Source organism: Curtobacterium sp. RM9 (assembly GCF_054956955.1).
Window position 1 is genome coordinate 2,503,157 of record NZ_CM143271.1, and the last position, 24,578, is coordinate 2,527,734.

The 24,578-nt window shown below is 72.8% G+C and carries 21 protein-coding genes; 7 read left to right on the forward strand and 14 right to left on the reverse strand.

Features of this window, described 5'->3' with window-relative positions; genetic code table 11:
* Positions 1 to 69 precede the first annotated feature (69 nt).
* The 6 genes from sufU to ACY3FI_RS11910 form a co-directional block, all read right to left on the reverse strand.
* Positions 70 to 516, reverse strand: a complete 447-nt coding sequence (sufU, locus tag ACY3FI_RS11885; protein WP_462547741.1) for a Fe-S cluster assembly sulfur transfer protein SufU — start codon at positions 514 to 516, stop codon at positions 70 to 72.
* Positions 513 to 1,868 carry an aminotransferase class V-fold PLP-dependent enzyme gene (locus ACY3FI_RS11890; protein WP_462547743.1) on the reverse strand — a complete coding sequence of 452 codons (1,356 nt, stop codon included), beginning with the start codon at positions 1,866 to 1,868 and terminating at the stop codon, positions 513 to 515. The genes sufU and ACY3FI_RS11890 overlap by 4 nt, the downstream gene beginning before the upstream one ends.
* Positions 1,869 to 1,922: 54 nt before the next feature.
* The gene (locus ACY3FI_RS11895; RefSeq protein ID WP_462547744.1) at positions 1,923 to 2,135 is read right to left on the reverse strand and encodes an Rv0909 family putative TA system antitoxin; all 213 of its coding nucleotides are present in this window, start codon (positions 2,133 to 2,135) and stop codon (positions 1,923 to 1,925) included.
* A 79-nt stretch (positions 2,136 to 2,214) separates the two neighbouring features.
* A complete protein-coding gene (locus ACY3FI_RS11900) occupies positions 2,215 to 3,507 on the reverse strand; it encodes a chloride channel protein (protein ID WP_462547745.1) in 1,293 nt (430 codons plus the stop codon).
* A 126-nt stretch (positions 3,508 to 3,633) separates the two neighbouring features.
* The gene (locus ACY3FI_RS11905) at positions 3,634 to 5,799 is read right to left on the reverse strand and encodes an alpha-galactosidase (RefSeq protein ID WP_462547747.1); all 2,166 of its coding nucleotides are present in this window, start codon (positions 5,797 to 5,799) and stop codon (positions 3,634 to 3,636) included.
* Between the two features lie 89 nt (positions 5,800 to 5,888).
* The gene (locus ACY3FI_RS11910) at positions 5,889 to 6,872 is read right to left on the reverse strand and encodes a magnesium and cobalt transport protein CorA (RefSeq protein ID WP_462547748.1); all 984 of its coding nucleotides are present in this window, start codon (positions 6,870 to 6,872) and stop codon (positions 5,889 to 5,891) included.
* Positions 6,873 to 7,010: 138 nt separating this feature from the next.
* Between ACY3FI_RS11910 and ACY3FI_RS11915 the strand changes: the two genes are divergently transcribed.
* Complete coding sequence (locus tag ACY3FI_RS11915; protein WP_462547749.1) at positions 7,011 to 7,808, forward strand: TspO-related membrane protein; 798 nt, start codon at positions 7,011 to 7,013, stop codon at positions 7,806 to 7,808.
* Between the two features lie 188 nt (positions 7,809 to 7,996).
* Here the strand turns inward: ACY3FI_RS11915 and ald are convergent, their stop codons facing one another.
* From ald to ACY3FI_RS11935, 4 genes are all read right to left on the reverse strand, one after another.
* Positions 7,997 to 9,094, reverse strand: coding sequence for an alanine dehydrogenase (ald, locus tag ACY3FI_RS11920; protein WP_462547750.1), 1,098 nt, complete (start codon positions 9,092 to 9,094; stop codon positions 7,997 to 7,999).
* Positions 9,095 to 9,212: 118 nt separating this feature from the next.
* A complete protein-coding gene (locus ACY3FI_RS11925; RefSeq protein ID WP_462547751.1) occupies positions 9,213 to 10,601 on the reverse strand; it encodes an FAD-binding oxidoreductase in 1,389 nt (462 codons plus the stop codon).
* Positions 10,602 to 10,644: 43 nt separating this feature from the next.
* Positions 10,645 to 11,607, reverse strand: coding sequence for a helix-turn-helix transcriptional regulator (locus ACY3FI_RS11930; protein WP_462547752.1), 963 nt, complete (start codon positions 11,605 to 11,607; stop codon positions 10,645 to 10,647).
* Positions 11,608 to 11,679: 72 nt separating this feature from the next.
* Entirely contained in the window at positions 11,680 to 12,642 is a 963-nt protein-coding gene (locus tag ACY3FI_RS11935) for a sugar-binding transcriptional regulator (RefSeq protein WP_462547753.1), read from the reverse strand.
* A gap of 175 nt (positions 12,643 to 12,817) precedes the next feature.
* Between ACY3FI_RS11935 and ACY3FI_RS11940 the strand changes: the two genes are divergently transcribed.
* Complete coding sequence (locus tag ACY3FI_RS11940; RefSeq protein WP_462547755.1) at positions 12,818 to 14,560, forward strand: glycerol-3-phosphate dehydrogenase/oxidase; 1,743 nt, start codon at positions 12,818 to 12,820, stop codon at positions 14,558 to 14,560.
* 91 nt (positions 14,561 to 14,651) lie between these two features.
* Here ACY3FI_RS11940 and ACY3FI_RS11945 read toward each other — a convergent pair whose 3' ends face one another.
* Positions 14,652 to 15,311: a histidine phosphatase family protein gene (locus ACY3FI_RS11945; RefSeq protein WP_462547756.1), complete on the reverse strand. Its 660-nt coding sequence runs from the start codon at positions 15,309 to 15,311 to the stop codon at positions 14,652 to 14,654.
* Positions 15,312 to 15,524: 213 nt separating this feature from the next.
* Positions 15,525 to 16,490 (reverse strand): sugar-binding transcriptional regulator, encoded by a 966-nt coding sequence (locus tag ACY3FI_RS11950; protein WP_462547757.1) that lies wholly within the window; start codon positions 16,488 to 16,490, stop codon positions 15,525 to 15,527.
* 142 nt (positions 16,491 to 16,632) lie between these two features.
* On the opposite strand from ACY3FI_RS11950, the gene ACY3FI_RS11955 reads away from it, so the two are divergent.
* Genes ACY3FI_RS11955 through ACY3FI_RS11965 form a run of 3 tightly spaced genes read left to right on the forward strand, consistent with a single transcriptional unit; the run spans position 16,633 to position 19,554 of the window.
* Complete coding sequence (locus tag ACY3FI_RS11955; RefSeq protein ID WP_462547758.1) at positions 16,633 to 17,721, forward strand: LolA family protein; 1,089 nt, start codon at positions 16,633 to 16,635, stop codon at positions 17,719 to 17,721.
* Positions 17,718 to 18,668 carry an ABC transporter ATP-binding protein gene (locus ACY3FI_RS11960; protein WP_462547759.1) on the forward strand — a complete coding sequence of 317 codons (951 nt, stop codon included), beginning with the start codon at positions 17,718 to 17,720 and terminating at the stop codon, positions 18,666 to 18,668. Before ACY3FI_RS11955 ends, ACY3FI_RS11960 begins: the two co-directional genes overlap by 4 nt.
* On the forward strand, positions 18,655 to 19,554 hold the full coding sequence (locus ACY3FI_RS11965; RefSeq protein ID WP_462547760.1) for an ABC transporter permease: 900 nt from the start codon (positions 18,655 to 18,657) through the stop codon (positions 19,552 to 19,554). The genes ACY3FI_RS11960 and ACY3FI_RS11965 overlap by 14 nt, the downstream gene beginning before the upstream one ends.
* Positions 19,555 to 19,610: 56 nt before the next feature.
* Here the strand turns inward: ACY3FI_RS11965 and ACY3FI_RS11970 are convergent, their stop codons facing one another.
* Positions 19,611 to 20,669, reverse strand: coding sequence for an NADP-dependent oxidoreductase (locus ACY3FI_RS11970; RefSeq protein WP_462547762.1), 1,059 nt, complete (start codon positions 20,667 to 20,669; stop codon positions 19,611 to 19,613).
* A 148-nt stretch (positions 20,670 to 20,817) separates the two neighbouring features.
* Positions 20,818 to 21,729 (reverse strand): metallophosphoesterase, encoded by a 912-nt coding sequence (locus ACY3FI_RS11975; RefSeq protein ID WP_462547763.1) that lies wholly within the window; start codon positions 21,727 to 21,729, stop codon positions 20,818 to 20,820.
* A 100-nt stretch (positions 21,730 to 21,829) separates the two neighbouring features.
* Between ACY3FI_RS11975 and ACY3FI_RS11980 the strand changes: the two genes are divergently transcribed.
* Complete coding sequence (locus ACY3FI_RS11980; protein ID WP_462547764.1) at positions 21,830 to 22,840, forward strand: LacI family DNA-binding transcriptional regulator; 1,011 nt, start codon at positions 21,830 to 21,832, stop codon at positions 22,838 to 22,840.
* Between the two features lie 350 nt (positions 22,841 to 23,190).
* Positions 23,191 to 24,516, forward strand: a complete 1,326-nt coding sequence (locus ACY3FI_RS11985) for an ABC transporter substrate-binding protein (protein WP_462547765.1) — start codon at positions 23,191 to 23,193, stop codon at positions 24,514 to 24,516.
* Positions 24,517 to 24,578 lie beyond the last annotated feature (62 nt).

The following is a 24,578-nucleotide window of genomic DNA, read 5'->3' on the forward strand; positions in this document are numbered from 1 at the left end:
GCGGGCGCGGCACGGAGGGGGCGCGGCGGCGGTCGTCGCCGGATCGTGACCAGCGAGCACCGGCGGCGGTCAGCCGGCGGTGGCCTCGCGCGTGGCGGCCTCTGCGGCGACCCAGGCGAGCATGCCGCACTTGACGCGCATGACGAACTTCGAGACGCCGTGGAAGGCCACGAGGTCCTCGAGGACGTCCTCGTCGGGCTCGCCCGCACCACGGGAGCGCATCATCTCGCGGAACGCCGCCGTGAGCTCGAGGAGCTCGGGGACCGTCCGGCCCGGGGCCATGTCGGTCAGGACCGACGCCGAGGCCATCGAGATCGAGCAGCCGTCGCCCTGCCAGGCGAGTTCGGCGATGCGATCGGTGCCGGGTTCGAGGCGCACACGCACGGTGATCTCGTCACCGCACGTCGGGTTGCGCTCGAAGTGCTCCGCGTCGGCGTGCTCGAGCGGGCCGTCGCCGTGGCGGGCCTTGGCGTGGTCGAGGATGACCTGCTGGTACAGGGAGTCGAGGGCGTTCACGCGCGGGCCTCCCCGGTACCGGTCTCCGTCGCGCCGGTCTCCTTCGCGCCGGTCTCCGTCGCGCCGAAGTAGCCGCGGATCTCGGCGACGGCCGCGAGGAAACGGTCGACGTCCTCCTCGGTCGTGTACACGTAGGTGCTCGCCCGGCTCGTCGCGACCAGCCCGAGGCGACGGTGCAGCGGTTGCGCGCAGTGGTGCCCGGACCGCACGGCGATGCCCTGCGCGTCGAGGTACTGCGACACGTCGTGCGCGTGCACGCCCTCCACGTCGAAGGACACCAGACCCGAGCGCGGGACCCCGGCGGGCGGGCCGACCACGCGCACGCCGGGCACCGCCGCCAGACCGTCGAGCAGCCGCTGCGCGAGGTGCTCCTCGTGGGCTCGGACCCGTTCCATGCCGATGCCCTGCAGGTACCGCACCGCCACGGCGAGCGCGACGGCCTGCGACACCGGCTGCGTCCCCGCCTCGAAGCGCTCGGGTGCGGGCATGAACTCGGAGGACTCCATCGTGACCGTCGTGATCATCGAGCCACCGGTCCGGAACGGCGGCAGGGCGTCGAGGAGCTCGGCGCGGCCCCAGAGCACACCGATGCCGTTCGGCCCGAGCATCTTGTGCCCGGAGAACGCGGCGAAGTCCACGCCGAGCCGACGCACGTCGAGGGGACGGTGCGGTGCGGACTGGCATGCGTCGAGGACCACGAGCGCACCCACGGCGCGTGCGAGGCCGACGACCTGCTCCACGGGGGCGACCATGCCGGTGACGTTCGAGACGTGGGCGAACGCGACGACCTTGGTGCGCTCGGTGATCAGGGCGGCGGCGTCCTCGGCGGTCCAAGTGCCGTCGTCGGCGACCGGGACCCATCGGAGGGTCGCACCGGTCGACGCTGCGAGCTCCTGCCAGGGGACGAGGTTCGCGTGGTGCTCTGCCTCGGTGACCAGGATCTCGTCGCCGGGCCCGACACGGAAGCGCTCGGCCGCCGCTCCCCCGCGACCGCGGCTGGCGTTCGCGATGCCGTACGCCACGAGGTTCAGCGCGTCGGTCGCGTTGGCGGTCCAGACCACCTCGGACGGCGATGCCGCGCCGATGAAGCCGGCGACCGTGGCGCGCGCGTCCTCGTACGCGTCGGTGCTGAGCGCGGCGAGGGTGTGCGCGCCACGGTGGACGGCTGCGTTGTCGTGCTCGAGGAACCGCCGCTCGGCGTCGAGCACCTGGCGCGGTCGTTCAGCGGTCGCACCCGAGTCGAGGTAGGCGAGTGGTTGCCCGTTCACCTCCTGCTGGAGGATCGGGAAGTCCCGCTTGATCGCGGCGACCTCGGACTCGGTCAGCGGCTGGTTCGGTGCGAGGACGGTCACCCCACAATGGTGGTCCGTGTCGTCGGCCCCGTCCAATCGCTGAGAGCGGAAGCGCTACTCGTTGCCGATGTGCTTGTCGGCCTGCTCGCGCGCGCCGTCGATCTTGTCGTCGTACTTGCCGCCGGTGGCCTTCTTCACCGCGTCGGCCACGCCGCCGAGGATCTTGTCGCTGACGTCCTCGGCCTTCTCGCTCTTCAGGGCGTCCTGGACCTTGCCGTCCTTCAGGAACTCCTGCGCCTTCTTGGTGATGTCGTCGAACCCCGCCATGGACGGCTCCTCGTGTCGTGCGGGACCCGGTGTCCCGACCTGCCGCCGATGGTAGGCGCGGGCGCACCCGGTGTCCGGCTCACGCCATCTGTGCGCTGCGACGGCGGGCGAGCACGTACCCGACCGCGACGGAACCGGAGACGGCGAGGATGGACGGCACGAGGATGTCGGTGCCCTCCTGCGTGAACTCCACGACGAGCACGAGCGCGGTGAACGGCGCCCGCATCGTGGTCGCCAGGAACGCCGCCGCGCCGATGAACGCGAAGGCAGCGAGCCCGGGCCCGTCCGCCGGCCAGAGCAGCAACCAGAGCCCGCCGAGGCCACCACCGACGGCGGATCCGATGGCGATGGAGGGGGTCAGTGTGCCGCCGACCGCGCCCGCGCCGATCGTGGCCGACGTGGTGATCGTCCGGATGACACCGAGCGCGAGCAGAAGGACGATCGGAACGAGACCGGCGACCGAGGCGTCGTCCAGCGAGGCGTTCATCGCGACGAGCCCGAGCGCACGTCCGTTGCCGAGGATCTGCGGGAACGGCACCGCGATGAGTCCCACCATCGCGAACACCACGGGCAGCACCACGAGCAGGCGCCACCCCTTCGGCGCGATCCCCTGCAGCCGGTTCGTCAGCTTCACGAAGCCGACCCCGGCGAAGCCGAGCACGGGCCCGACGACGACCGCCCAGACGAGCAGCGACGGCGAGAGGTGCATCGCAGGCACGTGGTAGAGCACCTCGTCCGGGATCACGAGCCGGGCGATGCCGGCGGCGATCGCACTCGTGGCGAACGCGGGCACGGCGGTCGCGAAGGTGAGCTCGCCGAGCAGCACCTCGACCGCGAACAGGGCACCGCCGAGCGGGACGTCGTACACGGCGGCGAGACCGGCAGCGGCACCGCACGCCACGAGGATCTTCGTCTCGCGCTCGGTCAGCCCCGCACGTGCCGTGATCCGCTGGGACAGCCAGGCGCCCAGTTCGCGGGGCGCGACCTCCTTGCCGATCGAGGCACCGAGGCCGACGGCGAGGATCTGCACGCCGGCGTTCGCGACCGTGGCGAGGGCGGGCATGCGCTTCCCCGTCACCGCCGCGGTCACCGAGACGACGGGCCGTGCCCAGCGCCGGAGTGCCCACCACGCCACACCCGTCAGGACACCGGCCGCGGCGAGCGCCAGGAACCGGTTCCACCCGGACGGGGCGTCCGCGGCTTCGAGGTGTCCGCCGAACGGGTACCCGAACGCGACGAACTGGATGAGCTGCAGCGCGAGCCAGACCGAGACGCCGGCGACGCCGCCCGCGACCCCGACCAGGGCGGTGACGACGGCGAGCCGGATGGCCCAGACCGGCGTGGAACGTGTCGCGGGTCCGGGGTGCGGCATGGTCGCAACCCTACCGGGAGCGCTCCATCCCGCGCGGACGCCGAAGCGACCGGCGGAACGGGTGCCGGCGGGACGGGCGCGCAGGCGCGACGGGCGCGCCGGCGAGACGGGCGCGCCGGCCCGGCGTCACACGGCGGTGAGGCGGAACGGCACGACGCAGTCGGCGGGGACGAGCGGCGGTTGCACGCCGACGGTCCCGAGCGTCCGGCCGGTGAACGTGCGCGGACCGGACCACCACGCCGGTGCCTGCACGTCCGGCTGCTCCCCCTCGATGAGCGGGTCCACGCGGTACACCGTGTCCGGGTCGAGGTCGCGGAACAGCAGCCGGCCGGTGCCGGAGACCTCGGACCGCCCGATGCTCGCGAGGAAGAACACCGCCGACCGACGGTCCGGCGCGACCGTCCCGTACACCAGCCGTGACGCGTCGACCTCGTCCGAGCGCACCAGGTCGCCGCCGTGCAGGAGCGGGCGCAGTTCCTTGTGCAGGGCGATCCAGGCGGCGAGCGCCGTCTCCTCCGCGGCGGTCGCCTCGGCGAGGTCCCACTCGATGCCGAAGTGACCGACGAGGGCCGTCGCGGCGCGGAAGGCGAGATCGTGCACGCGGCCCGTGGTGTGGTTCCGGCCGCTCGCGACGTGCGCACCGAGCAGCTCCGGCGGGAGGAGCTGCTGCGTCCAGCGGTGCATCTGCTGTCGTTCGAGCGGGTCGATGTCGTCGGACACCCACACCCGGTCGGTGTGCTCGAGCACGCCGAGGTCGACGCGCGCACCACCGGACGAGCACGACTCGATCTCGAGCCTCGGGAACCGCTCCTTCAGCGTCGCCATCAGCCGGTAGGCGGCCAGGGTCTGCTCGTGCACCGCCGCGCCGCCACCGGGGCGTCCGGCCTCGACCAGGTCGCGGTTGTGGTCCCACTTGACGTACTCGATCGCGTACTCGCCGATGATCGCCGTCATCCGCTCGAGGACGTACGCGAAGGCCTCGGGGATCGCGAGGTTCAGCACCTGCTGGTCCCGCGACCGCACCGGCAGACGGCCGTCGGCCTGCATGATCCACTCCGGGTGCGCCCGCGCGAGGTCGCTGTCCTCGTTCACCATCTCCGGCTCGAACCACAGGCCGAACTGCATGCCGAGGGCACGGACGCGGTCGACGATCGGACCGAGGCCGTCCGGCCAGACGTCCTCGTCGACGTACCAGTCGCCGAGGCCGGCGTGGTCGTCGCGACGGTGTCGGAACCACCCGTCGTCGAGGACGTACCGCTCGACGCCGAGGCGGGCGGCGCGCTCGGCGAGGTCGGTGAGCCGGGCGAGGTCGTGGTCGAAGTACACGGCCTCCCAGACGTTGATCGTGACCGGGCGGGGCGTCGCCGGATGCTGGGGGCGTGCACGCAGCCAGCGGTGGAAGCGGCGCGCCTGGTCGTCGAGACCGTCGCCGTACGCGGCGAAGACCCAGGGCCCCTCGTACGTCGCTCCGGTGCCGAGCCTGACCTCGCCGGGCAGCAGGAGCTCGCCGCCGCCGACGACCTGTCGTCCGGTCGCGGTCCGCTCCGCGAGGTGCCGGTGGTTGCCGCTCCATGCGGTGTGCACGCCCCAGACCTCGCCGCGCGCGAAGCCGAAGCCGGGCGTGCCGACGCTCAGCACCGTCGCGGCGTCCGAGCCCGTGCGGCCCTTGCGGCCCTCGCGCAGGTGGGTGCCGACGACGAGCTCCCGGCGCTGCGGCGTGCGTTCCTTGCCCCAGCGTCCGGCGAAGTCCAGGATCTCGCGAGCGTGCGACGGCACCGGGAACGCCACCGTGAGCTCCTCGACGGTGTAGGTCCCCGGCGCGGTGTTCGTGACCGCCGCCCGCGCTCGGACGAGGCCGGAGGCGGTGAGCTCGACGGTGACGCGGACCGCGAGGCCCGCGGTGGCGTCCTCACCGGTCGCGACGACCGTCCCGCCCTCCGGCCCCGACGTGACGTCGAGGTCGGTCACGGTGAAGGCCGGCGACCAGTCGCGGCCGTCGCGGTGACCGGCGAGCCCGGGACGCCCGATCCAGCCACGGTGCGGCTCCGGCAGCAGCGCGAGGCGCACGGGCACGTCGGCCTCGTTCGGGGCGACCGGTGCCACGTCCGCGTCGGCGAGGCCGAGGAGCGCGTCGTCGTCGAGCTGCCCGAGCGCCGCACCCCAGTGCACGACGGCGGGCAGGGCCTGGTCGCGGCAGTCGAGGACGAGGGAGACGCCCCCTGCGGACAGGTGCACCACGGCCGGAGCGGCGGGCGCCCCGGGGTTCGTGGGCGTCGCGGGGTCGATCGGCATGGTCGGCATCGGTGCTCCAGGTCGGCGTCGTTGACGGGACGAGCCTGACCGGTCTGGGAGCGCTCCCGCAACCCGACGCGCGGGTCCGCTCAGAACCAGCGCTTGACCTTGAACACCACCCACAGCGCCGCCGCGAAGAGCACCATCGCGACGAGTGCCAGCGGGTAGCCCCAGCGCCACTGCAGCTCGGGCATGTGCGTGAAGTTCATCCCGTAGACCGCGGCGATGAGCGTCGGGGCGAACAGGATCGCCGCCCAGCCCGAGATCCGCTTCGTGTCGTCGTTCTGCTTCTGCGCGGCGATCGTCGCGTCCACCGTCAGGGCGTTCTGCAGGAGCTGCCGGAACGTGTCGAGGCGTTCCACGATGCGGATCGCGTGGTCGAGCACGTCCCGGAACCGGCGCTGCATCTCGATCGGCAGGTGGTACTTGTCCGCGCCGCGGTGCAGGTTCTCGATGATCGTGACGAGCGGACGCGCCGCCCGCTGGAACTCCACGACCTCGCCGAACAGCTCGTAGATGCGCCGCGAGACCCCGGCCTCGCCCGCGAAGAGCTGGTCCTCGATCTGGTCGATGTCCTCCTCGAGCCCGTCGATGACCGGCAGGTAGCCGTCGACGATCGAGTCCATCAGCGCCCACAGCTCGGCCTGCGGTCCGACGGTGACCAGGGCCGGCTTGCCGCTCATCCGCTGCAGCGCCCGCGGGACCGCACCGGGACCACGGGGGTCGGACTTCACGACCGAGAGGAAGAAGTGCTCGCCGACGAAGGCGTGCACCTCGCCGAACGCCACCTCCTCGGCGCGGTCGTTGTAGAGCGCCGGCCGGAGCACCACGAACAGCGTCGACCCGTAGCGCTCGAGCTTCGGCCGCTGGTGCCCCTCGGCGGAGTCCTCGACCGCGAGCTCGTGCAGCCCGAGCGCGACCGCGACGTCGCCGAGCTCCTCCGCGTCGGGCTCGTGCAGGACCATGCACGCGCTCGCCCCCTGCTCGTCGAGCATGCGGAAGGTGTCGTCCAACGAGGGACTCACGATCGGGGCGATGCGATCCACGTAGACGGTGTTGAGCTCGACGGACACCGCACCAACCTACGCAGGTGTCGGACGCCAGGCGCGTGGCGGCTCCGCCACGCGCCTCCAGTCTGGACGCGCGCTGCGCGCCGGACCCCGCCACGCGCCTACCGTGCAGTCATCAGCATGCTGACGACAGGAGACGTCATGAAGAGGATCTGGAAGCGGATCGCGGTCGCGGTGAGTGCGGTCGTCGCCGTGGTCGGGGCGTTCGTCGGGTCGGGCGCGGCCGGCGGGACCCCGATCCAGGACGCGGCGGGCGGGGCGCTCTCGGCGTCCGCGACGGCCATCGCCCCGGCGGGGCCGGCGTTCTCGATCTGGAGCGTCGTCTACGTCGGCCTCATCGCCTACGCGGTCCGGCAGTGCTTCCGCACCGCCGACGACGCGCGTCACGCGGCGCTGACGGTTCCGGCGATCCTGTCGCTGCTGCTCAACGCGGCGTGGATCCTGTCCGTGCAGTTCGGGTTCCTGTGGGCGAGCGAGCCGATCATCGTCGCGCTGCTCGCCGTGCTCGTCTGGACGTTCGCGATCCTCCGGCGGACGCGGCCGTCCGGCGTGGTCGAGGCGGTCGTCACCGACGGGACCTTCGGGCTCTACCTCGGCTGGGTGTGCGTCGCGACGGCGGCGAACACGGCGGCGGTCCTCGCCGCAGCGGGCTTCGGGGGCTTCGGACTCGGGCAGGACGTCTGGGGCGTGGTGGTGGCCGCGGTCGCCGGCCTCGTCGGGGTCCTGCTCGCAGTGTGGGGTCGCGGGCGCCTGGCCCCGACGGCCGCCCTCGCGTGGGGCTTGGCGTGGGTCGCGGTCGGGCGGCTCGACGGGCCCCTCGTGTCCGTGCCGACCGCGGTGACCGCCGTCGTGGCCGCGGGTGCGGCGGTCGTCGTGACGCTCGTGGTGCGTGGCCGGGCCGGCTGGGCCGCCCGGCGGGCGGTGCCGCGCGCGGCGTAGCAGCACCGTCCTGGAGGCGCGGCGCACCCCCGGTGGGTGGGTCGCGCCTCCAGGACGGTCGGCGGGCGGCGCGGCCTCACGTGCTCAGCGACACCTCACGCGGCCGGTGACCCGTGACGTGTCGCTGAGCGCGTGAGGTCAGGCACGCCGCGCGCACCGCGCGGCGCCGCGCGGCCGCCCGCCGCGCGCTAGCGCGCGGCGACGAGGCCGTGCGCGGCCGCGACGGCCTCGTTCACCACGCGGCCGGCGTGCACGTTCACCCCGAGGGCGAGCGCCGGGTCGGCCTCCGTCGCGGCCTCCCACCCGCGGTCGGCGATCGCCACGGCGTACGGCAGCGTCGCGTTCGTCAGCGAGATCGTGCTCGTGCGGGGCACCGCACCGGGCATGTTCGCCACGCAGTAGTACAGCGTGTCGTGCACCGCGAAGGTCGGGTCGTCGTGCGTCGTCGGGTGCGATCCCTCGAAGCACCCGCCCTGGTCGATGGCGATGTCGACGAGCACCGACCCCGGCCGCATGTCCGCGACCATCGCGTCGGTGACGAGCTTCGGCGCCGACGCCCCGGGCACGAGCACCGACCCGATGACGAGGTCGGCGTCGCGCAGCGCCGTGGCGATGGCGTGGGACGAGGAGCGCAGGGTCGTGATGCGGCCGTCGAACCGGGCGTCGAGCGCGCGGAGCCGCGGCAGGCTGATGTCGAACACGGTGACGTCGGCCCCCATGCCGAGCGCCATCGTCGCCGCGTGCTCCCCGGCGACGCCGCCGCCGATGACGACCACTCGGCCCTTCGGGGTGCCGGGCACGCCACCGAGCAGGAGCCCTCGCCCGCCGTTCGCCCGCATGAGGTGGTGCGCGCCGACCTGGGCGGACAGTCGCCCGGCGATCTCGGACATCGGGGACAACAGCGGCAGGGAGCGGTCGGGCAGCTGCACGGTCTCGTAGGCGATCGCGGTCGCACCCGAGTCGACCAGCGCGTCGGTGAGCGGCCGGTCGGCGGCGAGGTGCAGGTAGGTGAAGAGCACCTGGCCCGGGCGGATCGATGCGTACTCCGACGCGACCGGCTCCTTCACCTTGAGGATCATCTCGGCCCGCGCCCACACCTCGGCGGCGTCGGGGACGATCGTCGCGCCGGCCTCGGCGTACTCGCTGTCCGGGAACGAGGACCCGTCGCCGGCTCCGGTCTGCACGAGCACCTCGTGCCCGTGCGCGGTCAACTCCACGACCCCGGCGGGCGTGAGGGCGACGCGGAACTCGTTGTTCTTGATCTCGGTGGGGACGCCGATCAGCATTGCGGACTCCTTCGTGGGCGGTGCTCGGTGGGACCACGATGCGCCGGAGTTCGTCCCAGCAGCGTTTCCACCGAACATCTGCGCACCGGAGGCCGATTCCGTGCGACGCGATTCGGCGTCAGAACACCTTCCCCGGGTTCAGGATCCCGGCCGGGTCGAACACGCGACGGATCCCCCGCTGCAGCTCGAGCACGTCGTCACCGAGCTCGTCGCCGATCCACCGCCGCTTCAACACCCCGACACCGTGTTCGCCGGTGAGCGTCCCGCCGAGCTCGATCGCGGCCCGGAACACCGCGTCCGCCGCCTCCCACACGTGCGGCGGCACCTCGTCGCCGTCGAACACGAAGTTCGGGTGCAGGTTGCCGTCCCCGGCGTGCGCGACGGTCGGGATCGCGACGCCGTGCTCGACGCCGATCGCCTCGACCCGGGCGAACATCTCGGCGAGCCGGCTGCGCGGTACCGCGACGTCCTCGATGAGCACCCGGCCCCGTGCCTCCATCGCCGGGTGGAAGGAACGACGGATCGTCAGCAGGCGCTCGCGTTCCGCCGCCGACCCGGCCGGGTGGACGGAGCCTCCGGCGGCCTGGAGGCGCGGTGCGGCGACCAGCGCCGCCGCGGCCGCGCCCGGTCCGTCGTACTCGACGAGGAGGAACACCTGGCCGGCCGACGTGCTCCCCACCGTCTCGGCGATCACCTGCGGCCCGAGGTACGCCGCGATCCCCTCGAGGGCCGCCGCGTCGAGGAGCTCGACGGTCGCGGGTCGCTCCCCGCCGGTGACGACGTCCGCCGCTGCCGCCGCAGCCGAGGCGACGTCCGGGAACACTGCACCGAGCGTGGCCGGCTCCCCCGCCGGCACCGGCACGAGTCGGACGGTCGCGCCGACGATGACGCCGAGCGTGCCCTCGGAGCCGACGAGCAGCGCCGTGAGGTCGAGCCCGGTGACGCCCTTGACCGTCCGGTGCCCGGTGGACACGAGCCGACCGTCCGCGAGAACGACGTCGAGCCCGAGCACCGCCTCGCGCGTCACGCCGTACTTCACGCAGCGCAGGCCGCCCGCGTTCGTGGCGATGTTCCCGCCGATGCTCGCGATCGCCGCACTCGCCGGGTCCGGCGCGAACCGCAGGCCGTGCTGCGCGACCGCCGCGTCCAGGGCGCCGTTGAGCACCCCGGGCTCGACGACCGCGTACTCGTCCTCGGTCGACACCTGGAGGATCCGGTCCATCCGGGCGACGCTGAGCACGACGCTGCCGGCCGTGCCGTTCGCCCCGCCGGCCAGTCCGGTGCCGGCACCCCGCGGCACCACCGGCACCCCGAGCGCCGAGCACGTGCGGAGGGCCGCCTGCACGTGCTCGACCGTCCGGGCCTCGACCACGGCGACCGGCCCGCCCGGAGCGATCCAACCGGACTTGTCGGTCCGTGCGGCTCCGAGCACCTCGGCGTCGGTCCGCACGACCACGCCGTCCGGGTCGTCGAGGGCGGAACGGAGTGCGGCGACGACGGTGTCCATGCCGTCACGGTACGGCAGCGTCGGACTCGGGCGGGAGTGCCCGTCAGCGCGAGCGGAGCGACTCGCTCGGCAGCTCGCCGAACCGGGAGCGGTAGGTCGCCGAGAACCGTCCGAGGTGCCCGAAGCCCCAGGCCCTGGCGACGTCGGCGACCGAGGTGGCGTCGCGGTCGGCGCGGAGGAGCTCCTGCCGCGCACCGTCGAGCCGGACGCTGCGCAGCAGGTCGCCCGGCGTCTGGTCGAGGTGCCGGCGGAGGGACTGCTGCAGGCCGCGGGCGCTGAGCCCGGCCGCCTCTGCGATCTCGGCCGTGCCGATCGGTTCGCGGGCGTGTGCGTGCACGTACTCGAGCGCGCGCCGGAGCCGCGCGTGCTCGGGACCGCTGCCGGTGACGCTGGCGACCCAGCGGTCGCGCCGGGGGAAGGCCTCGAGCGCCGCGGACGCGAAGGCCTCGGCGACGTCGCGACGGCCGATGGCGGTCATGGGGTGCTCGACGTCGAGCCACGTCGACGAGTACGCCTTGACGACCGACTGCCAGGCCCGGAGTCCGGCGGGCGACGGGCGCTGCAGCGGCTCGAAGGCGAAGTCGTCGTCGCCCGCCACCGACCGGAGGAAGTCACGGTCGAGGTGCACGAGGTTGAGCCCGATGTCGCGGTGGTGCAGGCGGTAGGTGTCCGCGAACGGGAGCACGACCGGCACGCCGGGCAGCAGGTCGACGCTGTGTCCGGCGTAGGAGATGGTGCTCGTGCCGCTGCGCAACCAGGCCACCAGGAACGCGTCGTCCACCCGGCTGTCGCTGCGCAGGTCGACGAGGAACCGCGAGGACCGCAGCGACATCCGCTCGTCCCCGACGCCGGCGAAGTCCCAGTGGGTCTCGCGGCGCGTCCGGCGGACCGACGGTTCGCGGAAGTCGTAGCCGCTGCCGAAGAAGGCCATCGCCTCGTCGAGGTCACGGCCGACGAGGCGGCGGAAGGAACGCGTGTCGCCGTTGGTCTCGCTGATGGGCACCATGGTCGAGAGCGTACGACGCACCACCGACAATCTCAGTCAGGACCTGACGCAGTCCGCGAGCGGACCCCCGGGTCAGGGCTGCAGGATCGCCTGCCCGACGCTCTCGTCGAGGATGAGGTCCGTCACGAGCCCCGCCGCGAGCGCCCCGCGCAGCGACGCCGCCTTCGACCGGCCGGCCACCACGCACACCCGACGCGGCGCCCGCTTGATCGTGTCGAGGTCGGGCGCTCCGGCTCGGGCGTTCACGCCGATGTCCTTCCACGAGCCGTCGGCGCGGTAGAACACCGTGGAGACGTCGCCCACGACCTCCGCCTGGGTCAGTTCGTCGCGGTCGGACGGGTCGAGGTAGCCGCCCGAGTAGACGTGCGAGGGCACCGGCGCCTGCGGGGCGCCGACGCCGAACACGACGAGGTCCATCCGCTCGTGCAGGTCGAGCACGCGGCGGATCGACCGCTCGCGGAACAGCGCCTGCTTCGTCGCCGGGTCGTCGAAGAACGCCGGCACCGGGAACTGCTGGACGAACGCCCCGTACGCCTCGCCGAACCGGCGGAGGATCTCGGACGCGTAGACGATGCCGGTGGTCCGGGTGTTCGCGGCGCCGTTGATCTGCACGACCGTGGACCCGTGCGTGGTCTTCGGCACGAGGTACCGGCTCACCGCGCTCACCGTCGAGCCCCACGAGATCCCGATCACCATGTTCGACTCGACGTACTGCGTCAGGATCCGCGCGGCGGACAGCGCGACCCGTTCGAGCCGGTCGACGTCGCTCGTGTGGTCCGGCACCGGCACCACGTGCGCGTGCACGCCGAACCGTGACCGGATGCTGCGGCTCAGCGCCGCAGCCTGGTCGAGGGGCGACCGGATCTGGATGTCGACGAGGCCGGTGTCGCGCGCGTACTTGAGAAGTCGGGAGACCGAGGACCGGGACGTCCCGAGCTCGTCGGCGATGGCGTCCATGGTGAGGTCCTGCAGGTAGTACAGGTGCGCGGCGCGCAGCGCCTGCTGCGTTCGCATCGGCTGCGCTGCATCACTCATGAGAACCGAGCATGCACGGACGTGCACGGCCTCTGCAACCCCTGTCGCGCCTCCAGACCGCTTTCCGGCACTCCCCGACACCTGTGCTGCACGTCTGTGCACGCGAGTTGCCCGACCTCCCACGCAGGCGCACCATCGAAGGCGACCACGGAACCGACCAAGGAAGCGACGCACCATGTCGAAGAAGACGCAGCCCCGGAACACGGTCGAGGCACTCACCGCACGCCCCCACGCCCAGGTCCTCGTCGTCGGTGGCGGCATCAACGGCATCGCCACCTTCCGCGACCTCGCCCTGCAGGGCGTCGACGTCGCACTCGTGGAGCGCGGCGACTACGCCTCCGGCGCCTCCGCGGCGTCCAGCCACATGATCCACGGCGGCATCCGCTACCTCGAGAACGGCGAGTTCCGCCTCGTCCGCGAGAGCGTGCAGGAGCGCAACGGTCTCATCCGCATCGCCCCGCACTACGTGAAGCCGCTGCAGACGACGATGCCGATCTTCTCGACGTTCTCCGGCATCATGAACGCCCCGCTGCGCATGCTCACGCACAAGCAGCGCTCCACGAAGGAGCGCGGCGCGATGCTCATCAAGATCGGCATGACGATCTACGACTCCTTCTCGCGTGACGGCGGCTCGGTGCCGAAGCACGTGTTCCGCACGAAGAAGGCGGCGCTGGCGGACATGCCGGCGCTCAACGAGGACCTGAAGTACACGGGCACCTACTACGACGCGTCGGTGCACGAGCCCGAGCGTCTGGCCCTGGACGTCCTCAAGGACGGCCTCGCGGCCGGCACCGGGACCGGCTCCGCCGCGACCGCCCGCGCCGTGAACTACGTCGAGGCAGCCGGGACCCGCGACGGCGGCGTGCTGCTGCGCGACCGTGAGACCGGTGACGAGTTCGTCTTCACCGCCGACGTCGTCGTGAACGCCTCCGGCCCCTGGACCGACCTGACGAACCAGGCCTTCGGCGGCGAGACGAAGTACATGGGCGGCACCAAGGGCTCCCACATCGTCGTGCGCAACGACGAGCTCCTCGAGGCGACCAAGGGCCGCGAGCTGTTCTTCGAGAACAACGACGGCCGCATCGTCCTCATCTACCCGCTCAAGGGCCGCGTGCTCATCGGCACCACCGACATCGACGCCGACCCGTCGAAGCCGGTCACCACGACCGAGGAGGAGATCGACTACTTCTTCGGGCTCGTCAAGCACGTCTTCCCGCAGATCGAGGTCACCCGCGACCACATCGTCTACAGCTACTCGGGCATCCGTCCGCTCCCCCGTCACGAGGACACCGCCCCCGGCTTCGTGTCCCGCGACTACCGGATCGTGGACACCCCGATCGCCGGCCTGCCGAGCACCACGGTGCTGAGCCTGGTCGGCGGCAAGTGGACGACGTTCCGTGCCCTCGCCGCGCACCTGTCGAGCGACGTCACCACCAAGCTCGGCGTCGCCCGCAAGGTCGACACGACCGGCATGCCGATCGGCGGCGGCAAGGACTTCCCGACCACCGACGCGCAGCGCGCGCTCTGGATCAAGTCGCACCGCGACGGTCTGGACGAGTCGCTCGTCGAGGGCCTGCTCGAGCGCTACGGCACCCGCGCGGCCGAGGTCGTCGACGTCATCACCGACGGCCCGGTCGAACCGCTCGACTCCGACCCGTCGCTCACCCGTGCCGAGGTCGCGTACTTCGCCGAGCACGAGCAGGCCGTGCACCTGGTCGACGTGGTGCTCCGGCGCACCAACCTCGCGTTCGTGGGCGGTGTGACCATCGACCTGCTCGACGAGCTGGCCGACGTCCTGGCCGGGAGCCTCGGCTGGACGGCCGAGGAGCGCGCGGACGAGGTCCAGCGCACGCTCGACGTGCTGCGCGAGTCGCACGGCGTGATCGTGCCGCTGCACACGGCGGCGCAGCCCGCGTAGTCCGCGACACGGGCCGGACAGGAGGCGCGGTGCCGGCTGGCACCGCGCCTCCTGTGCGTCGACCGCGAGGAGCGCGCGCGAGGAGCGCTCGCTAGAAGCGCTCGCCGGTCGGGTCCTGCGCGGTCCGGTCGATCAGCTCCTCGCCGCCCACCGGCTCGCCCTCCCAGTCGACGAGGCGCCAGCCGTCCTCGGACGACCCCTCGAGCTCGACGATGCCGGTGTTCTCGAGGTGCCGCTTCGTGCCGAACTCGTCCGGGGTGTTCCGGGCGACGGCGCTCGCCCACGTGCGGATCGCCGCGCCGTGGCTGACCACCGCGGCGACGTCGACGCCCGAGTCCTCGACCTGCCGGATCGCGTCCCGGTAGCGCGCGAAGAACTCCTCGCCGCTCTCGGCGCCACCGGGCATGCGGCTGCTGCGGTCCCCTGCGCTCCACCCGTGCACGGTCGAGATGTACAGCTGCACCGAGACCTGGTCGCGCTTGCCCTGGGTCGCGCCGGCCTCGATCTCGCGCAGCCCCGGCAGCACCGTCGGCTCGAGTCCGAGCGCCGCCGCGAGCGGTGCGGCGGTCAGCTGCGTCCGGAGCATCGACGAGACGAACAGCCGCTCGATCCCGCGGTCCGCGAGGGCGGCCGGCAGCGCCTCGGCCTGGCGCTGCCCGAGTTCCGTCAGGCCGGGGCCGGGCACCTCGGCGTCGAGGACGCCGTGCACGTTCGCGGGGGTCTGGCCGTGTCGGATGAGCAGCAGTCGCATGACCTCACCCTACGGACGCCCGGTGACGTCCCCGCCCGCTGCGCGCCACGCACGACCGGTGCGCCACCGGTGGAGCGCGCGACGCGTCGCAGGAGCGACCGCCTGCGGTCCGGGGCGACCGTCTGCGGTCCGGGGGCGACCGCCAGGGGTCTGGAGGCGCGGTGCCGGCCCGCCCCGCGCCTCCAGACCGCCGCGGTGCCGGCCTCGGCCCCCTCAGGCCAGGGCGTCGAGGAGGGCGCGCGCGGTCGCGGCGTCGGTGACGAGCTCGCGCACGAGGCCGCCACGGACCGCGCCGAGGATGCTCGGCACCTTGGCCTCGCCGACGGCGACGCCGACCGCGTGCGGCACGGCGGCGAGGACCTCGCGCGAGGTCCGCACCATCCGGTCGCTGCCCGGGAACTCGACCGCCGAGCCGTCGGCGGCGTAGAAGTTCAGGCAGACGTCGCCGGCGGCCCGGTCGAACACCGCGTCCTCGAACGGGATGCCCCGGGCCAGGGCGTCGCGTGCCGCCGTGGGCGCACCGATGCCGAGGATCGCCCCCTTCGCCCGACCCCAGAGACCGACGACGTGCTGGAACGCCGGGTCCTCGTCGAGCGAGCAACGCATCGCGGGCGACGGCAGCGCCTGGGCGAACAGGAACGCCGGGATCGCACCGGAGGCCACGGCTGCCGCGCGCGTGATCTCGTTCGTCTGGAACCACGGCGTCGGGTCGGCCTGCCCACCCACGGTCGGCACGAGCTGGACGCCCGGCATCCGCGGCATCCCGGCGTGCGCGACGTCGGAGACGGTCCGGCCCGAGGACATCAGCACGGCGTCGCCGGGGACGAGTCCCATCCCCTCGACGGCGGCCGCGATCGGCGCGGCGAGGTCGGCGCCGAGGGTGGCGGCGTGCGTGACCGCGGCGAGGTGCACGGCGCGGAGCCCGAGCACCACCTGCAGCCGCTCGGCGAGCGCGACGGTCTCGTCCTGGAACGGGTCGACGACCTCGATGCGGACGAGTCCGGCCCGGCGTGCCTCGGCGACGAGTCGGCTCACCGTCGGCCGCGAGACGCCGAGCCGGTCCGCGATCTCGGCCTGCGTCGCGTCCTCGAGGTAGTACATCCGTGCGGCCTGGTACACGGTGTCGAGCGGGAACCGGGTGCGGGGGCCCTCCGCGCCGGCGGTGCTCTCGGAGGACATGGAGCGCAGGTCCCTTCGGCTCGGTCGGACAGGCCGATCGTAGCGCGGGTGCCGGTGCGGTCCCGGGCCCGACGCACAGCCGGCTGTCGGCGGACGGACGTACGGTTCTCGCGTCTCGAGACGCTCCACCGAGGGGAAACCGATGAAGAAGTCAGCATGGCTGCCCGCCGTCATCGCTCCGGTCGTCGTGGCCGGCGCGGTCGCCGCCCCGGTGATCGCGAACGCCGCGGACACGCCGATCGCCGGGTCCGACCCGACCGCGGCCCAGGTGATCGCGAGCATCGCGCAGTCGGAGCACGCGCAGTACTCCGGCCGCCTCGCGCAGACGAGCGACCTCGGTCTGCCCGAGCTGCCGACCGGATCGGGCGGATCGTCGCTCGAGGGCGACGCCTCGGACGCACTCGACCTCCTGACGCAGTCGCACACCGCACGGATCTACGTCGACGGTGCCGACAAGCAGCGTGTCCAGGTGCTCCAGCAGCTCGCCGAGCAGGACGTCGTCCGCAACGGCTCCGACGTCTGGACGTGGGACTCGAAGGAACGCACCGCCACGCACGTGACCCTGCCGTCCGACGCGGCGCACGACGCCACCGGCGCCACCACCCCGGCGGACGTCGCCGAGCGCGCGGTCGACGCGATCACCCCGTCGACGACGGTCTCGAAGCCGACCGAGGTCCGGGTGGCCGGGCACGACGCCTGGCAGATCACCCTGACGCCGAAGTCCTCCGGCACGCTGGTCGGCGCCGTCCGGCTCGCGGTCGACCAGCAGACCGGGCTCCCGCTCCGCGCCACCATCACGGCGAAGGGGCAGTCCGACCCGGCCGTGCAGGTCGGTTTCACGAGCCTCGACTACGGCGCGCCCGCGGCCCGACTGTTCGACTTCACCCCGCCGGCCGGTGCCGAGGTGACCACGAAGGACCTCTCCGACGCCACGGCACACGAGGGCGCGACGGCACACCGCGGCGAGCACGCGGGTCGGACCGGCAACGAGCCGACCCTCACCGGCTCTGGCTGGAGCACCGTCGCCGAGCTGCCCGCCGGGACGGTCGACCGCTCCTCGCTCGGTGCCGACGGCACGGGCCTGCTCGACCAGCTCACCCGTGCGGTGGACGGTGGGCGTGCGCTCCAGACCTCGCTCGTCTCGGTGTACCTGACCGACGACGGCCGGGTCCTCGCGGGTGCGGTGCCGGTCGACGCCCTGGTCCGGGCCGCCGCCGACAGCGCGAAGTGAGCGGAACCGACGAGGACCTCGCGATCCGCACCGTCGGACTCGCGAAGGTCTTCCGGCGGCAGCGTGCCGTGGACGGCATCGACCTCGCGGTCCCCCGCGGGTCGGTGTTCGGCTTCCTCGGCCCGAACGGCTCCGGCAAGACGACCACGATCCGGATGCTCCTCGGGCTGTCGAGCGCGACGGCCGGCACGATCGAGGTGCTCGGCCGTCCGATGCCGGGTGCGCTGCACGAGGTCCTGCCGCGCGTCGGCGCCCTCGTCGAGGGTCCGGCGTTCTACCCGTACCTCTCCGGCCGGGCGAACCTGCTCCGCTTCGACGCCGCAGACCCGACGTCCGACCCGAGGACCCGGAAGGACCGCGTCGCCCGGGCGCTCGAGCGGGTCGGGCTCACCCACGCAGCCGACAAGAAAGCGCACGCCTACTCGCTCGGCATGAAGCAGCGACTCGGGCTCGCGAACGCCCTGCTCGCGCCGCGCGACCTGCTCGTGCTCGACGAACCGACGAACGGCCTCGACCCGCAGGGCACGCGCGAGGTCCGGAACCTCATCCACTCCCTCGCCGACGACGGCACGACGGTGTTCGTGTCGAGCCACCTCCTCGCCGAGATCGAACAGGTGTGCACGCACGCCGCCGTGATGCGCACGGGCCGGATCGTCGCGCAGGGCCCGCTCGACGAGCTGCGCGCCGCCGGAGCCCGCACGGTGACCGTCCGCACCCCCGACCGCGGACAGGCCGGCGCGGTGCTCACCCGACTCGGACTGGTCCCCCGGCACGAGGGCGGGGCGGACGTGCTCGTCGCGGACCTGCCGGCCGACGTCCTGCCGGAGACCATCACGGCCGAGCTCGTCGCGGCCGACGTCCGCGTTCGCGGGTTGTCCGTCGGCGGCGGCACGCTCGAGGACCTGTTCGTCGCACTCACCGGGGAGGGGTTCGATGTCGCAGCCTGACCCGACGACCGCAGCACCGGTCGTCGACGCACCGACGGGGACGGCAGCCGTGACGCACCCCGCGACCGCGCGCCGTCGGCCCTTCGCCCTGCTCGGCTCCGAGCTCGCCCTCGTGTTCCGACGTCGCCGCACCTGGGCGATGCTCGGCGCGCTCGCCCTCGTCCCGATCCTGATCGCCGTCGCGGTCCGCCTCACCACCGACCGTGACGGCGGTGGCCCGGCGTTCCTCGGCGACATCACGAACAACGGCCTGTTCGTGGCGTTCACCGCGCTGACGGTCTCGATCCCGCTGTTCCTGCCGCTCACGGTCGGGGTCGTGGCGGGTGACACCGTGGCGGGCGAGGCCAGCCACGGCACGATCCGCTACCTGCTCGTCGCCCCGACCGGCCGCGTGCGGTTCATCCTCGTGAAGTACGCCGGCACGGTCGCGTTCTGCCTGGCGGCGACGCTGCTCGTCGTCCTCGTGGGCGCGGCGATCGGCGCGCTGCTGTTCCCGATCGGCCCGGTGACGCTGCTGTCGGGCACGCAGGTCGACGGGTGGTCGTACGCCGGCCGGACGCTGCTGCTCGCGCTGTACGTCACGCTGTCGATGCTCGGGCTCGCGGCGATCGGTCTGTTCGCGTCCACGCTGACCACGGTGCCGGTCGGCGCGATGGCGGGCACCGTGGTCCTCGCCGGGGCGTCCCAGGTGCTCGACCAGCTCCCGCAGCTCGACTGGCTGCACCCGTACCTGTTCTCACACCTGTGGCTCGGGTTCGGCGACCTGCTCCGCGACCCGATCGCCTTCGACTCGTTCGGGTCGAACGCGGTGCTGCAGCTGGGTTACGTCGTGGTGTTCGGGGCGCTCGCGTACAGCCGGTTCGCCAGCAAGGACGTCCTGAGCTGACCACACGGAACGAGCCGGTCCGGAGTGGTCCGGACCGGCTCGTTCGCGACCGGAGATCAGGCCGGGGTCGCCGACCCGCCGGCCATCGTCGGCTCGTCCTTCCCACGTTCGTCGGCGTAGCGGTCGCGCAGGTCGCGGGCCTTCTCCGAGCGGTACCAGTCCAGCCGGGCGCCGGTCTCGACGGGCTGCATGCCGACGACGACCTTGCCGCGCGAGTGCATCTCCGCGAGGTCCTCGTACGCGTCCACGATGAACTCGAACGGGTAGAAGCCCGAGATGAGCACCTGCACGCGGCGGGCCTCGACCGCCTTCGTCAGCAGCGTGAGGTCCTCGATGGCCGCCTGGTCGCCCGCCGGTGCGCGCAGGAAGTGCAGCTCGGCGTCGCGACGGTCCTCGCTCGACACGAAGCGCCCCTCGGGCACGCCGAGCGCCGCCGCCAGTTCCTCGGCCGCCGATTCGCCGTGGTTGTCGATGAACGCGGTGATCGGGCGGCCGTCCGCGATGTGACGGATCCGCGCCTCTTCCCCGTCGCCGTAGACGACCGGCAGGGTGCCGATCTGCCGCAGGTAGTCGTGGTTCCGGGCGCTCCCGAGCGCGATCACGGTTGCGCCCGCGTCGTGCGCGAGCTGACACTGGATGTGCCCGACGCCACCCGCTGCGGCGCTGATCACCACGGTGTCCGCGGGACCGAGCTTCAGGCTGCGGACGATCGACACGGCCGTGCACCCGGCGAGGTAGAGGCCCCCGGCGACCTCCCACCCCACGTGCTCGGGCTTCTGGATCACGGCCTCGCGCGGCACCCGGATCCAGGTGGCGTGCGCGCCGCCCTCGGGCGCGTGGCCGAGGACCTCGTCGCCGACCCGGACGCCCCGCACCTCGGCGCCCTTCGCCCGGACGATGCCGGCGAAGTCGACGCCCTGGTGGGCCGGGAACGTGAGGTCGATGTGGTCCTTGAGCCGTCCCTCGCGGAGGAACCGCTCGATGTGGTTGAGGCCGGCCGCGACGATCTCGACGACGACGTCGCCCGGGCCGGGCTCGGGCTGTTCCTGGTCGACGAGCTCGACGACGTCGAAGTCGCCGTAGTGGTCGTACTGCACTGCCTTGCCCTTGCGCATGAGGTGCTCCTTCACTCCATCTGTGTCCGGCGTACTCGTCGTTCCCGACGAGCGCCCGAACGCGCGGGGTACCGGAACCGGGCTGCGCGGTCTGGAGGCGCGTGGCGGGCCCGCCCCGCGCCTCCCGTCGGTCGTCAGCGCAGCCTGGTCAGCGCGGCGGTCCGGCCGCCGCGATGATCCGGCGGACCGTCTCCGCGTCGTACGCGAACGCGCGCTGCGCCGCGGTCGACACGCGCACCGGCGTCGACCAGACCGACCCGTCCGTCGCCACGTCGACGACGAGGGCGCCGGACTCCACGACGGCGGACTCCTCGTCGTACCGGCCCGCGACCTCGGTGTCGTTCGCGACGCCCGGCGCGACCAGGACCGGCACACCCGCGAGGGTGCCCGCCGAGTGGTGGTGCTGGTGCCCGGCGAGGACGACCCGGACGTCCGACCCGCGCAGGACCGCGGCGAGGGCCTCCGGGTTCTGCAGCCGGAGCGCCTCATGCAGCGCGGTCGGGGCGGGCAGCGGCGGGTGGTGCAGGACGACGACGGACCCGTGCGGTGCCGAGTCGGCGGCGAGGGCCGCGCGGAGCCGTTCGAGCGCCTCGTCCGAGACCAGGCCGTAGCCCGCGCCGGGCACCCCGGTGTCGACCGTGACGACCCGGAAGCCGCCGACCAGGGACTGCCCGGAGACGGGGACGGTCGGCGGCAGGTACTCCATGGTGTGCGCGAGCGGTGCACCGCCCTCGCCGAGGACGTGGCCGTTCGCGAGCACCTGGCGGAACCCCTCGCGGAGGTCGTGGTTGCCGGGGACCGCGACGAACGCGGCGGCGTGCCGGGCCGCCCAGCCGCCGACGCGGTCGCGCACGGCGGCGTACGACTCGGGGCTGCCGTCCTCGGACACGTCGCCGGACACGACCACGAGACCGACGCCGGGCAGGTCGTCGACCAGGGCGAGCACGGCGTCGAGCGCTGCCGTGGTGTCGACGACGCCCTGGTGGAGGGCGCCGTCGCCGGTGAGGTGCGTGTCGGAGAGGTGGAGGACGCGGAGGGTCCCCGGTGCGGGCGGCTGCATGGGCGCCACGGTAGCCCGACGGCCCTGCCGGGGACCGTGCGGGAAGCCGTTCGACGAGCAGGTCCCCACCCGATCGGTGGCAGCGTGTCAGGATGACCACATGGCGGTCAGCGTGCGGGAGGTGGCGGCGCTCGCGGGCGTGTCGCTCGGCACCGTCTCGAACGTGCTAAACCGCCCCGACAAGGTCGCACCGACGACGGTCGACCGGGTGCAGCGTGCCATCGCCGAACTCGGCTTCGTGCGCAACGACTCGGCCCGGCAGCTCAGGGCCGGCCGCAGCTCGACAGTCGGCCTGATCGTGCTCGACGGCGGCAACCCGTTCTTCACCGACGTCGCGCGCGGCGCCGAGGACGCCGCGATGACGAAGGGCCTCGCGGTGCTGGTCGGCAACTCCGACGAGTCCACCGACCGTGAGCGCACCTACATCGGCCTGTTCGAGGAGCGTCGGGTCGCGGGCCTGCTCATCTCACCGGCCGGCGACGACCTCAGCCGGCTCGAACGGCTCCGCGACCAGGGCACGGCCGTCGTGCTCGTCGACCGCCGAGCCGACGACGAGCACTTCGCCTCGGTCTCCGTGGACGACGTCGCGGGCGGGCGGCTCGCGGTCGCCCACCTCGCCGACATCGGACGGCGGCGGGTCGCCTTCGTCGGCGGCCCGTTCTCGATCCGGCAGGTCGCCGACCGGCACGCCGGTGCACTCGCGGCGGCCCAGGCAGCCGGCATCGACCTCGAGGTCCTGCCGACCGCGTCGTTGTCCGTCCTCGAGGGACGGCGCATCGGCGAGGAACTGCACGCGCGCCCGGCTGCCGAGCGCCCCGACGCCGTGTTCGCCGCGAACGACCTGCTCGCCGTCGGGCTCGAGCAGGCGTTCATCATGCGGGGGTCGATCGCCGTCCCCGAGGAGATCGCGATCGTGGGCTACGACGACATCGCGTTCGCCGAGGCGGCCGTGGTCCCGCTGACCTCGGTGCGGCAGCCGGCACAGGACCTCGGGCGCCGGGCGATCGAGTTGCTGATCGCCCAGCTGGACGAGGGCGAGGGCAGCAGCGCCCGGCACGTCGAGTTCACGCCGGAGCTCATCGTGCGGCAGTCCACCGTCGCCGACCGCTGACGCCCGCGGGCGCCGCCTGCCGCCCGAGCCTTCCGCCCGAGCCCTCCGCCCGCCGCCCGCCGCCCGCCGCCGGAGTTTTGCGCTGAGCGACACCTCACGGGGCGATCGACCCGTGAGATTTCGCTGAGTCCGGAACTCGGCTTCGCCGCGCCGCACGAACGCCGCACCCGCACACCCGCGCCGCACCACTCCGTAACGAAATCGGCGCGACCGATTGACACGGTTCAACGGCCGTGGTTCCATTCCGATTGAAACGTTCTAAACAGCATCACCGGACGCCGCACCGCAGCGGCGCACGGGTCCGTTTCACCCGGGGAACCCCTGCCCCGGGCCTTACGAGGAGGTAAGGAATGTCAGCTCGTCCCCTGACCACCAGGCTGGTCGCCATCGGTGGCGCCGTGGTCCTCATCGGCGGCCTGGCCGCGTGCTCGTCCGGCGGCTCCGCCGAGACCGGCGGCAGCGGTGGCAAGGTCCAGATCACGTACCAGGCCGACAACTCGCCCGCGACGGCAGCCACCGCAAAGCCGCTCATCGCCGCGTTCGAGAAGGCCAACCCGGACATCACCGTCAAGTTCGACACCCGCCCGCAGGGCACCGACGGCGACAACCTCGTGAAGACGCAGCTCTCCACGGGCGAGATGGCCGACGTGTTCAACTACAACTCGGGCTCACTGATGCAGGCCCTCAACCCCGACAACACCCTCGTCGACCTGCAGGACGAGAGCTGGGCGAAGGACGTCGACAAGCAGTTCACGAAGGTCGTCAGCACCGACAAGGGCATGTACGGCGCCCCGATCGGCACGAGCTTCGGCGGCGCGGTCATGTACAACAAGAAGGTCTACGAGAAGCTCGGCCTCAGCGTGCCGACCACGTGGGACGAGTTCATCGCCAACAGCGAGAAGATCAAGGACGCCGGTGACGTCGCCCCGATCATCCAGACCTACGGCGACACCTGGACGAGCCAGCTCTTCGTGCTCGGCGACTTCGCGAACATCTCGGCGCAGCAGGACGACTGGGCGTCGCAGTACACGAAGCACAAGGAGTCCTACGCCAAGCAGCCTGCACTCGCCGGTTTCGAGCACCTCGCCGAAGGCAAGGACAAGGACCTCTACAACGAGGACTTCGCCTCGGCCACGCAGGCGAACGGCCTGAAGATGCTCGCCGACGGCACCGGGGCCCAGTACCCGATGCTGACGAACGCCATCGCCACGCTCCAGCAGGACACCCCGGACGCGGTGAACGACATCGGCGCGTTCGCGCTCCCGGCCGAGAACGCCGACGACACCCGCCTGACCATCTGGGAGCCGAACGGCCTCTACATCCCCAAGACGACTGAGGGCGAGAAGCTCGCCGCGGCGAAGAAGTTCATCGCCTTCGTGAACTCGTCTGACGGGTGCGGCATCCAGAACGACACGGGCACGCCCGGTGGCCCGTACGTCATCTCGACCTGCACCCTGCCGGACAGTGTCCCGCCCATGATCGGTGACCTGCAGAAGTACCTCGACGACGGCAAGGCGAGCCCGGCGCTCGAGTTCCTCTCGCCGATCAAGGGGCCGAACCTCGAGAAGATCTGCGTGCAGGTCGGCTCGGGCATCAGCTCGGCGTCGACCGGGGCGAAGCAGTACGACCAGGACGTCGTGCAGCAGGCCCAGCAGCTCGGCATCAAGGGCTGGTGAGGTCGGTGACCGCGACGCTCACGACGGCGGTGGCTCCGCCGCAGACCATCAAGGACGGGCCG